The organism is Prosthecobacter gellanilyticus, from assembly GCF_007992435.1.
Lineage (GTDB): Bacteria > Verrucomicrobiota > Verrucomicrobiia > Verrucomicrobiales > Verrucomicrobiaceae > Prosthecobacter > Prosthecobacter gellanilyticus.
Window position 1 is genome coordinate 25,453 of sequence record NZ_BKAG01000022.1, and the last position, 12,998, is coordinate 38,450.

Below are 12,998 nucleotides of genomic sequence, written 5' to 3' on the forward strand. Positions count from 1 at the left end.
CCCCATTTCATGAAGGCCCTCCTCCTCATCGACATCCAAAACGACTTCATGCCCGGCGGTGCTCTCGCCGTCCCCGGAGGTGATGAGATCATCCCCATCGTGAATGATCTCATGCCGCAGTTCGGGCTGGTCGTCGCCACCCAGGACTGGCATCCAGCGGATCACGGCAGCTTTGCCGCGAATCATCCGGGCAGGGAAGTCTTCCAGCAGGGCGAGCTCGATGGCCTCCCCCAGACCCTCTGGCCGGTCCACTGCGTGCAAAATACCGGCGGCGCTCTCTTCGCTCCTGGTCTCGACTCCCCTCGCATCCATCGCGTGTTCACAAAGGGCATGAATCCCCGCATCGATAGCTACAGCGGCCTCTATGACAATGGTCACCGCGCTAGCACAGGCATGGGTGAGTGGCTCAAAGAGCAGGGCGTGACCCATCTCACCGTCGTCGGCGTGGCCACGGACTACTGCGTGAAGTTCAGCGTGCTGGATGCTTTGGCGGAAGGCTTCGCCGTGGACGTGTACACAGCCGCTTGCCGTGGGGTGAATTTGGCTCCGCAGGATGTCGGCTCAGCCCTCCAGGAGATGCAAAAAGCCGGTGCCCGTCTGATCTAATCTTATCTAAATAGGCGTCTGCCGGGCGCCGGGATTTCCCGGAATACGCAAAAGCTGCGCCCATCTGGGAGCGAAAAAGGAAATTTTCCTGTTCTGCCTAGGGAGGGCGGCGCTACACAGATTTGTCTGAAATAGCCGCTCTTTTGTGGCATTTCTACTCAGTGCTTGCCTGATGAGCCCGGCTCTTCATACACCTTTGCAGTTCGGGTTTATTAAGATTGATTCAATGATCATCCAAAATTAATTTTCTGACCCGCTTCGTTTTTTGCCTCCGCTGTCTGCCCCATGCCGTATCTGGCCTTCAACCTCAATGATGGAAATGAGTTCGTCTTCGATATCCTCGAAGAGCGTCTCTCTATCGGAAGGGACGCGAAGAATGACATCGTCATCGACAACACCTACATCTCCGGCTTTCACGCGGAGTTTGTCCGCCAGCCGGATGGTGTGTTGTATGAGCTCGTCGATCTGAAGTCCTCGAACGGCACCTTTGTGAATGGCAAGCGCATCGAGCGCTCCGTCGTCAAAGGTGGAGACAGGATTCGCTTCGGCCAGCTGGATGCCCGCTATCGCGAAAAAGCGCCGAAGGGCACCGCACCAGCTTCAGGCGGAAAATCCACCGCGCCCAAAGCCCATGTGCCTGCAGACGGAAAGCGCGGTGACACGGAGACGATTCCAGCGCGTGATGTGCCGAAGGAGGAGACCAGCCCCATCGCTCCCATGCGGGCTCCCGTGCCGCGTGCAGATCCGCCCGTGCCTTCCGGTGTCATCCCCTCGGTCACCACCATCACCAAGCCACCTGTCCAGGCCGCACCGGCGAAACTAGACCCGGCACTGCAAAAGCAGGAGGACGAGCTCAAGGCTGAAGTTTCGCGCCTGCGCCAGGAGCGTGATCTCCTGCGCTCCGAGAATGAGAAAGAAGCCCAGCGCCGGGATGAGATCCGCGCCCTCGAAAAGAACATCGAGGAGCGCCAGAAGGAACTGCAAACAGCGGATGCCAGTCTGACGGAAGCCAGGGCCAGTGTCACCGCTGCCAAGGCCGAGGTGGAAAGACTGAGCGCCAAGCGCCGCGATGCCGCGAACCTCGACAGCCAGCTCGAGTCCACCCGCAGCCAGCTCAACAAAGTCCAGGCAGACATCGACACCGCGAACACCGCCTTCCAGTCTCTGCATAAAGATGCGGACAAGGCGCGCGCTGATCGAGTGGAAGCCGCGAAGCAGCTGGAGGATCTGCGCAACCAGATCCAGCAGCACGAGGCACGTCAAAAAGAGATTGCTGACAGCGTGCAGGAACTCGAGGCCAAGGCAGCCCAGCTCCGCACCGCAGCCGCGGATTCACAGAAGTCCGAGACTGAGCTGAAGCAGCGCTACACCGGTGAGCTCCATGACCTGGACTCCCAGTTGAAGGCGCGCCAGTTGGAAGTCAGCCAGGCCGAGGTCAGCCTCGCCGCTGTGCAGAAGGCCGTGACGGAAGCGCAGGCAGAGTCCGCCACCGCCCTGGAAGGCCTGAACTCGGAGAAGGCCGCTGTCGAGAAGCAGCTTGGCGCGCTCCGTTCCCAGGTCACGGAGAGTCACGAATCCCTGGCCAGCCTGCAGCAGCAGCGCGGCACCCTGGACACCATCATTGCCACGCTTTTGGTTAGCAAGCAGAGCAGCGAGACGGAGTCCGGCAGCCTCACGGAGAGCCTTGTCCAGGCCCGCGAGCAGCATGAGTCCACGCTGGCGCAGCAGAGGCAGGCCCAGGAGGCACTCACCGCCCTGGAAGGCCAGCACACAAGCGCTGCTCAGAAGCTCGCTCTTCTGCAGGCCACCATCGCCGGAAAGACCGCAGAACTGGCGAAGCTGGAAACGAGCACCGCTGATCTCGCCGCGAAGTCGCAAGCACTGGCTGAGACCGAAGCGAAGATCGCCGAGGCCACAAAGTCCCTCACCGGCCTGCAATCTCAGCAGAGCGAGCTCTCCGCCCTCGTCGCCACTCTCACCACGCAGCGTGGCGAGCTGGACAGCACGCTCTCCGCCACGCAAAAGCAGAAGCAGGCAGACATCACCGCGCTCGAAGCACAGCTCAGTGATCGTCAGACCGAACTCAGCAGGCTCGAGCAGACCGTCAGTGGCTTGCAGGCTCAGCAGAGGCAGCTTGAAGCCAGCACGGCAGATCTCACCGCGAAATCCCAGACTCTCGCGGAGACTGAATCGAAGTTCGCCGAGGTCACGCAATCTCTCACCGGCCTTCAAGGCCAGCAGACAGAGCTTTCCGCACTCGTCGCCGCCCTCACCACGCAGCGCGGTGAGCTTGACTCCACCCTTTCTGCCACGCAAAAGCAGAAGCAGGAGGAGATCGCCGCGCTCGAAGCGCAGTTGAGCACACGTCAGTCGGAACTCGGCAAGGTCGAGCAATCAATCAGCGCCCTTCAACAGCAGGAGAAGCAGCTTGAGTCCACCACGGCAGATCTCGCCGCGAGGTCGAAGGACCTCGCCGAGACGGAAGCAAAGCTCGCGGACGTTACGAAGTCCCTCGCCGGACTCCAGGGCCAGCAGAGTGAACTTTCTGCACTGGTCGCCGCACTCACCACGCAGCGCGGTGAGTTGGACTCCACCCTTTCCGCCACGCAAAAGCAGAAGCAAGCAGACATCGAGTCGCTCGAGGCTCAGTTGAGCGCACGCCAGCAGGACCTCGGAAAAGTCGAGCAAACCGTGGCCGAACTTCAAGCACAGCAAAAGCAGCTTGAGACCAGCACCGCCGAGCTCAAGGTCAAGTCGAAGACCCTTGCTGAGACTGAGAAGAAGCTCGCGGAAGCCACGAAGTCACTCGCCGGTCTGCAAACTCAGCAGGGTGAGCTTTCCGCACTCGTGACCGCGCTCACCACCCAGCGCGGCGAGTTGGATGCCACGCTCTCTGCCACTCAGAAACAGAAGCAGGCTGATCTTGCCGCACTCGAGTCACAGCTGGCCGCACGTCAGGCAGACCTGGGCAAGGTCGAGCAGTCAGTGAGCGCTCTTCAGGCGCAGCAGAAGCAGCTTGAAGCCAGCACGGCGGATCTCACCACCAAGGCGAAGACTCTCGCTGAAACTGAGACAAAGCTCGCGGACGTCACCAAGTCCCTCACGGGCCTGCAAAACGAGCAGACAGATCTTTCCGCACTGTTGGTTAATCTCACCACGCAACGTGGTGAGCTTGATGCCTCTCTTTCAGCCATTCAAAAGCAGAAGCAGGACGAGATCACCGCGCTCAATGCCGAGCATGAAGCCCGCAAGGCAGACATCGCGAAAGCTGAGGACCTGCTCTCCGGCCTGAGCACGAAAGCCACGCACCTTGAGGAAAAGATCGCTGAGCTGGAGGCTCATGCCAAGACCCTCGCTGATACGGAAGGCAAGCTGGCTGAAACCACGAAGTCCCTCACTGGCCTGCAGACCCAGCAGAGCGAGCTTTCAGCTCTTGTGGCTCAGTTGACGGCGGATCGCAGCGAGCTGGATGCCTCGCTGTCAGCCTCACAGAAAGAAAAGCAGGCAGCGCTGGCCGGGCTTGAGTCCAGGATCGCCGGACGCACCTCGGAAATCGCCGAGACGGAGGAGAAGCTGGCCGGGCTTAAAGCAGAGGTCTCGCAGCTGGAAACCAAGGCTGCTGACCTAACCAACAAGCTGGATGATCTGGCCAGCACGGATGCGAAGCTGGGAGATGCCAACACCGCGCTGAAAGCGGTCGAATCTCACAAGGCCGAGCTCACCGCCGCCATCGCCCAGATGGAGATTGATCGTGACAGTCTGACCCGCGATCTGCTGGCTGCCCAGGAGAAAGGCCGCGCGCAGCACACCCTCATCCAGACCCTTTCCGGTGATCGTGAAAAGGCCGAGGCCGAGACACGTTTCGCGGACGAGGAGAAGTCACGCATGTCCATTGAACTCGGCAAGGTGCGCGAGGAACTCCGCACCGTCGAAACCGCCCTGGAAGCGAAGAAGGCGGAGAGCGCCGAGGTCGGGGCCCGCGTCACGGAACTGCGCCAGCATGTCGACGAAGCCCAGAAGCAGCACGACCAGCTCCAGCAGGACATGACGGCCCTTCGTGATGATCTCATCAAGGGCCGCGCTGAATTGCAGAAAGCCCGCACCGAGGCGGAGACGACGAAGAAGTCCGCCCAGGAGGCCATGACCATCCATGAGAAGAACCGCACCCAGGCCGCCAGCATGCAGGCGCAGGTCAGCGGTCTGGAGGCCATGCTGGAAACTCTGCTGTCTTCACAAAAAGAACGCCAGTCCCAGCTCAGCGCGCTGGAGAGCCAGCAGCGCGGCGCTTCAGACATGCTGAAGGTCCGCTCTCAAGAGGTGGCCGCCACCGAGACAAAGCTGGTGGAGCTCAGGTCCCAGACGGCCAGCTTTGAGGCTCGTCTCGCGGAGCTCACCACCGCTGAGAAGAAGCTCGCGGAGGCCAAGGCCGCGCAGCTCGCCTCCGGCCAGGAAGTGGAAAAGGCGCGCGCCGAGACGCAGCGCCTGCAGTCTGAGCGGAATGATGTTTTGGCCGGGCTGAAGGCGTTGGGCGTCCAGCGTGAGGAGCATGAGAAACAGCTGCCCGCCCTGCGTGCGGACGTGCAGGTGCTCAAGACGGAGCTCCAGACCCTCATGCAGGACAAGCAGGCCACCATGGCGGCGCTGGAAGCCGCCCAGGCCGAGCGCCGGAATGCCTCTGAGCAGGCCGCGGCACTGCGTGTCGAGGTAACCAACTTTGAGAAAGTGCTCGCTGAGAAGCGCAAGCAGAGCGAGGGCGAGATCAAAGCCCGTCTTGCCGATGCCAATGAGGCCGAGGCCAAGCTACGCGAGCTCAATGCCAAGGTGTCTGCTGCGGAGAAACGTGTCGGCGAACTCGCCGAGGCGCAGCGCCAGCTCACCGAGGCGCAGGCCGCGCATGCTGAGGCTGAGAAGCGCCGCCTGGCCGAGGAGAAGACGCTGGGAGAGCTCGTCAAACAGCACGACAAAACCCGCAAGGATCTGCTGACGCTGGAGGAAGGCATCAAGGCCGGCTCCGAGCAGATGAATGAACTCGCCAAGAAGATCAAGGCGGAGGAAGCCCGCGCCGCGGATGCGAATGCGCGTCTGGAGAAGGCCACCGCCGCGCTCCAGGCCATCGAGGCCAAGCGCGTCGAGACCGAAGCCGCGGCGAACAAAACACGCGAAGAGGAGAAGACGCTGCGCAAAACCATCCCGGCGCTCAACACTGAGCTCGCCGGTCTCCAGGCCACGCTCACCAAGCTCACGCGTGATCGTGATGAAGCCTCGCAATACGTCACGCGTCTGAATGTCTCCACGGACGAATCCCAGAAGAAGATCAGCACCCTGCAGCAGCAGGTCCAGCAGCTAGAGGAGGCCTATCGCGTCCGTGAGGAACGTGTGATGAAGGCCCAGGCGGATGTGGATGCCGAGGCCGCGCGCCTGAAAGCCGCGCAGGAGAAGACCCGGTCCGCCGAGAGCTCCTTGCAGGACATCGACCGCGAGGTGAAGGAGTTTAAGATCCGCAGCGAGACCACCCGCACCCAGCTTTCCACCCTGGAGAATGATCTCAAGTCACGTCTTGACCGCATCGAGGCGCTGAAGCTTGAGGAAGCCCGCCTTAACAAGGAACTCAGCGGCTGTCGTGACGAGATCGAGGCCGGCCGCAGCAAGCTCGCCGAGCTCACGGACAAGACTCACCAGGAAGAAAAGCGTGTGGGCGAATACACCCACGTGGGCGGCCAGATCCTCAGTCTCGGCGCGGCTCTTGCCAGTCTGGAGACCCGCCAGGCCGAGGCCACCAAAGCGCTGCGAGATGCCTCCGAGCGCGAGCTCGCCGTCCAGGTCAAGATCAATGCCCTTCAGGAAGCTTTCCACCGCGAGACCGCGCGTGCGGAAGAGGTGAAGGCCGAGCGCGCACGCGTGGAGAGAGAGTTTGCCACCTTTAGTGACCAGACCCAGAAGCAAAAGGCCAGCCTGCTGGCGCTCGAGGGTGAGCAGCGCAAACGCCTCATGGACATGGACCGCCTGCTTCAGGACCAGCTCGCGCAGACCGAGCGCATGAAGGGCGAGATCACCAGCATGCAGGACAAGCGTGCGCACTATGCCCAGGCAGAGGCCCAGCTGAAGCACTGGAAAGACATCGAGGCACGTCTCCGCGCCCAGCTCCTCGAGCTGGAGGAGAAGCACGAGATCATGCGCCGCGGCCTCTCCACGGACGAGTCCACGGTCATCATGTTCGCCAATGACCTCATCAAGCGCATCGACCTCATTGATGCCCTCACTTCTCGTTATGCCGGGCATAATGGGGGAGACGTGGTCATGCAGCTCCAGACCCTCCGCGCCTCCTTTGAGGACATCCTGCTCCAGCACGGTGTCACCGAGGTGGACGTGGCCCTCGGCACCGAGGTGGACACCGACCTGCGCAAGCGCATCGCCGTCGTCGACAGCGTTCCTGGCAAGGAAAAGCCCCGCGTCGTCGAAACCTGCCGTTCCGGCTTCGTCTTCTCCCGCGAGGACGGCCACGAGATCATCCTGCGTAAAGTCGAGGTGAAGACCTCCAGCCAATGACCTGCTCCGCCTGACCTCGTCATTCGTCATTTTTTCCTCTTTCACTTCCCTCTCTCACCTCTCACCCTCCTTCCACCATGGCAGAATTCGTTGGCATCGATCTTGGCACCACGCTCTCGGGCCTGGCTTATTTGAAATCCGACGGTAATCCGGAGATCGTTCCGAATGCCGATGGCGAGCGCCTCACCCCCTCCGTGGTCTTCTTTGACACGCATGAGGATGTGAAGCTCGTCGGCAGCGCCGCCCGTGATGGTGGTGAGCCCGACCGCACCGTCTTCCAGATCAAGCGCCACATGGATGACCCCGAATATCTCGTGGACATCGATGGCAAAAAATGGACGCCCTCCGAGGTCTCCGCGCTCATCCTGGCCAAGCTGAAGCGTGAGTGCTCCAAGATCATCGGCGAGATCAATGAGGTCGTCATCACCGTGCCGGCGAACTTCAACGAGCTCGCCCGCAAAAGCACCATCGCCGCCGCTGAGATGGCCGGCATGAAGGTGAAGCGTCTGGTGAATGAGCCCACCGCCGCGGCTGTGTATTACGCGCACAATCAGGGCGTGCAGGGCCGCATCCTCGTCTATGACCTGGGCGGCGGCACGCTGGACACCACCATCCTGGAAGTGCAGGGGGACAACATCCGCATTCTCACCAGCGAAGGCGCGCGCCACCTCGGCGGCAGCAATTTTGACGAGCTCCTGCTCGATGCCTACACCGAGCAGTATCAGAAGCAGACCGGAGCCCAGCTTTACTCGGATGAGCGCCACCGCCGCCGCATCCTGCAGGCCACGGAAGACGCGAAGAAGATGCTTTCCAAGCTTCAGCGTGTGAATGACACCGTCTCCAATGATCAGAGCAACGGCATCGCCCGTATCGACCTGACTCGTGATGGCTTTGAGAAGATGGTGCGCCAGATGCTGACCCGCACAGTCATGCTCGTGGAGCAGGCGCTGGATTCCGCCAAGCTCAAGCCCAGCGATATCGATCATGTCGTGCTCGTCGGTGGTTCCACCCGCATCCCGAAGGTGAAGCAGATCCTCGAGAAGCTCTTTAACAAGACTCCGAAATCCTGCGGCAACGTGGACGAGTGCGTCGCCCTCGGCGCCGCTCTCTTCGCCAAGAAATCCGCCCGCATCCAGGAAGTCTGCAATGCCAGCTACGGCACGCTGGCCATGATCTACAATGCCAAGACCGGCGAGGAGAAGCTGATGAACTCCATCGTCATTCCGAAGAACACCCCCATCCCGTGCTCCCGCACCCAGGTCTACCAGACCAGTGAGGACAACGAGCGCGTGATCGAGGTGGACATCACCCAGGGTGAGGATGATGACCCGCGCTATGTCGACATCATCGGCCGCATCACCCTGGAGGTGCCGCCGAATCGTCCGAAAGGATGTGAGATCGCCGTGACTTTCAGTTATGATGAGAACCAGCGTGTCCGCGCCCTCGTCGTGGACAAGCAGTCCGGCCGCAGTCGCGAAGTCGCCGTCAGCTACAAGGGTGCCGGAGTCCTTTCTGATGAAGAGCTCAAGAAGAAGAGCGTCAGCCTCCGCCAGATGCGCATCGAGTGATCGTGAACCCCGCTGCGTGAATGCCCGCCGCTTGAAACTGAAACCTCAACCTTTGTCCGGCCATGTTTAAAAAGATCCTCCAGTCCCTCTCCAAGTCCCAGCAGGCCAAGAGCCAGGCTCCTGTGCCTGCCAAGCCTTCCGGCCCCCTGCCTGTGGCTCCCGTGGGAGCGTCCGCCAGCAGCGTGACCCCCAAGCCCAACGTGCTTGAGCGCGTCGTCATCGGCACCCCGCAGAAAGACTACCCCACCACCTCCTCCTCCAAACCGCGCACGCCCGAGGAATTGTGTGAACTGACCCCTAAAATGTCCAAGGAGCAGATCAGCGCCCGCCTGAAACTCCTCTACCGCCGCTTCAACCGCAGCGCCTCCAGCCTGGACCCCAAGATCCGCGCCGAAGCCGAAAAGATGCTCAACGCCATCGTCCTCGTCCGCGAAAAGCATTTCGGCGAGCTCTAGTAGAACAGGCATCCTGCCTGTTCCCGTGTGTTCCGGGCTTCCCGCCCGGCTCAAGCATTCTGAGAAAAGTTAAAGGTCTAAAGTTTCAAGCTCCCCAAAGGGGTCCGCACAGTTCCCTGTACGCAATTTGAAGTCTGCCGGGGGCGTAACCAACAATGACGCCAAAGTCGCGAAGCGTCCTGGACTGCGCCGGCCCTCCGGCGCTCTCGAAGGCCTAACGAAAAACTTCGCGAAGCGGGCTGGCGAAGTCCTCAAAAGGTCATCCCACCCTTCTGCGCGCACGACATCACCCGCCTCCCACCCCAAAGCTCCAGAGGACTGGAGCACAAGGACGCTGTCGCGACTCCCTCATCAATGGCTGTTACACGCCGTTGTAAGGAGCACCTACTCTGACTGAAACTTGTCAGTGTCCCCGATTCTCCCAAAGGCAGAACCTGGTGGTGAATCCAAATATGGAATGATGGCCGGAGCGTAATTGCATACAGTGTTTACCGCATAGATCCCAAGATGGTCGGGATCATCCATGTAATCTTGGGATTCGTCGCCCGAAAGAAATCTCCAACCGCTATCAACATCGTTGTAGGGCTCATCACGATACATGTATCCAACCAAGAGGCCATCCACCATGATCCTATCACTCGCGAAGCACCCACCCATCTGGGGGATCAATTGCTGAATTTGAACCCCGGGAATCTTGAAAGCCTTTTGGGTAGGATCCATGGTAGAGATGTCTTACGGGATAAACCCTGAAAGAGCCAGGTAAATGGGCCCGTGAGGGCTCTGAAAGGGCCTCAAATCATATCTAGCGACACCAGAATCTCCCGTGGCTTCGCGCCATCTCCGGGGCCGATGATGCCGCGCATTTCGAGGATGTCCATCATGCGGGCGGCGCGACCATAGCCTAACCGCAAGCGTCGTTGGAAGAGACTGGTGGAGGCTTTCTTTTCCTGGCGCATGACTTCGAGGCACTTCTCCAACGTCTCTTCTTCCTCGCTGCTCACGCCGTTGGATTCATCGCCGTCCTCATCATCGCTCATGAAATCGCCGCCGTCGGCATCGCTCTCGACGCGGACGTCGTAGACTGGGCGACCTTGATCGCTGCAATGACTGACGATGGCGTGGATCTCGTCATCCGTGACGAGCGCGCCCTGGCTGCGGATCGGCTGAGCTCCGCCCGGTGGCACATAGAGCATGTCCCCTTTACCCACGAGGTTCTCAGCGCCTTTGCGATCAAGGATGACTCGGCTGTCGAGAGCAGAGGCGACCTGGAAGGCGATGCGCGTGGGGATGTTCGCCTTGATCACACCGGTGATCACGTCCGCACGCGGAGTCTGCGTGGCGACAATGAGATGAATGCCAGCCGCACGAGCCATCTGCGTGATACGCGCGATCGCGCCTTCGATGTCCGCAGGCGCGGTCTGCATGAGGTCGGCCAGCTCATCAATGATCACCACGATGTAGGGCAGGGTATCTGGAATGACGACCTCATGACGGCGTGGTGGCGGTGGCACGGAGTCACCGGTCCAGGTGCCGCTGTCATCGATGGGCAGGCTGTCCTCGTCTTCGTCGTCAGACATGTTCACCTCATGCGTGGTGTCCTCGTCTTCATCATCGTCAGAGGATCCCCATGGAGCGGAGTCGGTGTCGGCGATGTAGTCCAGGCGCACCTGTTCTGGATGCATGCCATCCTGCGCGGCATCAGCCATCGCCGCCGCCTGGGCAAAGGCATTGGACTTGCGCACGGGCTTGGTGATCTCAGCCGCGTATTCATCGAGAGCCGCGATGCTGCTGCCAAACGGCACATCCGGAACGATGGCGGTGATCTTCGGAGCCGCGGCCGACTTCGCCACGATGTTCGCTTTGCGCACAGGAGCACCGGTCGGCGCAGCCATCTCATTCGCAGCCATCGCCGGACCTGGGCGTGGATTCATCCCACCGCGTGAAGCGGCAGCAGGTGCAGTCACCGCTCCACCAGCACCTGCCGTGGCCGCAGCCACGGCAGCAGCACCACCAGGGACGATGCGTTTGCGATTGCGGTTGTTAAACGCCTCGAAGTTACGGCAGGCCTCGCTGGCAAACATCTGGTAGCGGCCTTCCATCTCCTTCACCACCCAGCGCAGCGCCATCAGCGCCTTCTTCGGATCCGTGACCACCGGCAGCGCCAGATGCGGCAGCTTGGCGTAGTTCTGCATTTCCACGACCTTCGGGTCGATCATGATGAAGCGCAGCTCATCCGGCGCAAAGCGGCACAGCAGGCTGGTGATGATGCCATTGATGCACACCGATTTACCGGAACCCGTGGAACCCGCGACGAGCAAATGCGGCATCGCAGCAAGGTCACCGATGATGGTCTTGCCATACACGTCCTTGCCGAGAGCGATCGGGATCTTCGCCTTGCCGTTGAGGAAGATGTCATCTTCCAGCAGCTCACGGATCGGCACCACCACCTTGTCACGGTTCGCGAGCTCGATGCCCACGGTGTCCTTGCCTGGAATCGGCGCCAGGATGTTGATGCGCTCCGCACAGGTGGCGCGGGCGATGTCGTCATCCAGTGCGGCGATGCGGGCCACACGCAGACCATCCACCGGACGCACTTCATAGCGGGTGATCGCAGGACCACGCGTGATGTCTCCCGCCTCCACCTTCACACCAAAGGAGGCCAGCGCACGCACGATGGTTTCCTGCACGGCGAGCATCTCTTTCTTGTCCACCGGCTTCGCGGCCTCTTCAGGCCAGTGCAGCAGATCCAGCTCAGGCAGTTTGTAGTCTTTGAAAAGCACCGTCAGGCTGCCCAGAGTGCCATGCGGAGCCTGCTCCATCTTCTGCGCGCGCTTCTTCTGCCACACCTCGGAAAGCTTCGGCTTGCTGTCGTCTTCATCGTTGTGCGTGCGAGAGACGGAGGCATCAATGATCTTCGGTTCAAAGGTCAGGCCAAGCTCTGGCGTAACCAACTTTCCAGCAGGAGTGCTGATCGGCGTGGCGATGTCAGGGCTGACTTCCTGCGGCTTCCGGCGGCGGGCCGGGGCAGGGGAGCCTGCGGCAGCAGCACGCGCCGCGGCGATCTCTTCTTCTTCCGCAAGACGGGCCGCCATCTCACGGCGGACTCGGTTCTGCTCAATCCAGCGCTCGATCTCTCCGCGCACTTCCTCGATGACCATCATCGGGTGCAGGCCGCTGGCCAGGAAGAAACCCACGCCATAGATGGCGATGAACAAAATGGTCGAGCCCAGGGTGCCGAGCAGGTTCGCAAAGATGCTGCCGCCGATGAGGTAGCCCAGGCCACCACCACCGCCATGCGGGGTGATGTCGTCCCGCGAGCTCAGGATGCCCTGCACGGCCAGGATGGCCGCCGCGCTGATCACCATGAGCGCCACCCCCAGCCAGGAGCGGCCGGAGACCTTGATGTTGGAGGCCAGCTTGCACACACCGAACCAGGTCATGCTCACCGGCACCAGGTAAATGGCCCAGCCCGCGAGCCACAGACCTGCCCAGGCCAGGATGGCCCCCACCACGCCGATGAAGTTCCGCGTCACGGTGTCTTCTTCCAGCGCCAGGCTGCCGGGGATCCAGCTCGGCAGATCCCGTGGATCATAGGAGATCAGCGCCAGCAGCAGCATGGCGGAGATCACCAGCATGCCGATGCCGATAGGATCATTCCAGGCGCTGGCCTGCTTTTGATCACGGGCGCGCTGGGGACGGGCAGCAGGGGGGACCTGAGGCATGGGCAATGGGAGTTAAGAGAGTTAGAAAAGCAGGAATTAGTTAAATAAGCCAAAATATACGGAAAACTCAATCAAGAAAAGACCCCCGAGATAGAATGACG

General features: G+C 61.0%; 6 protein-coding genes. 4 read left to right on the plus strand and 2 right to left on the minus strand.

Annotated elements, in window-relative coordinates:
- Positions 1 to 9: 9 nt before the first annotated feature.
- From pncA to BGE01nite_RS15635, 4 genes are all read left to right on the plus strand, one after another.
- Positions 10 to 606, plus strand: a complete 597-nt coding sequence (gene pncA, locus BGE01nite_RS15620) for a bifunctional nicotinamidase/pyrazinamidase (protein WP_146851418.1) — start codon at positions 10 to 12, stop codon at positions 604 to 606.
- A 285-nt stretch (positions 607 to 891) separates the two neighbouring features.
- Positions 892 to 7,152, plus strand: a complete 6,261-nt coding sequence (grpE, locus tag BGE01nite_RS15625; RefSeq protein WP_146851419.1) for a nucleotide exchange factor GrpE — start codon at positions 892 to 894, stop codon at positions 7,150 to 7,152.
- A 77-nt stretch (positions 7,153 to 7,229) separates the two neighbouring features.
- Positions 7,230 to 8,720 carry an Hsp70 family protein gene (locus BGE01nite_RS15630; protein ID WP_146851420.1) on the plus strand — a complete coding sequence of 497 codons (1,491 nt, stop codon included), beginning with the start codon at positions 7,230 to 7,232 and terminating at the stop codon, positions 8,718 to 8,720.
- A 62-nt stretch (positions 8,721 to 8,782) separates the two neighbouring features.
- Entirely contained in the window at positions 8,783 to 9,175 is a 393-nt protein-coding gene (locus BGE01nite_RS15635) for a hypothetical protein (protein ID WP_146851421.1), read from the plus strand.
- A gap of 384 nt (positions 9,176 to 9,559) precedes the next feature.
- On the opposite strand, the gene BGE01nite_RS29810 is transcribed toward BGE01nite_RS15635, so the two are convergent.
- On the minus strand, positions 9,560 to 9,895 hold the full coding sequence (locus BGE01nite_RS29810) for a DUF2185 domain-containing protein (protein ID WP_146851422.1): 336 nt from the start codon (positions 9,893 to 9,895) through the stop codon (positions 9,560 to 9,562).
- Positions 9,896 to 9,966: 71 nt separating this feature from the next.
- Positions 9,967 to 12,897, minus strand: coding sequence for an FtsK/SpoIIIE family DNA translocase (locus tag BGE01nite_RS15645; RefSeq protein WP_146851423.1), 2,931 nt, complete (start codon positions 12,895 to 12,897; stop codon positions 9,967 to 9,969).
- Positions 12,898 to 12,998: the final 101 nt, after the last annotated feature.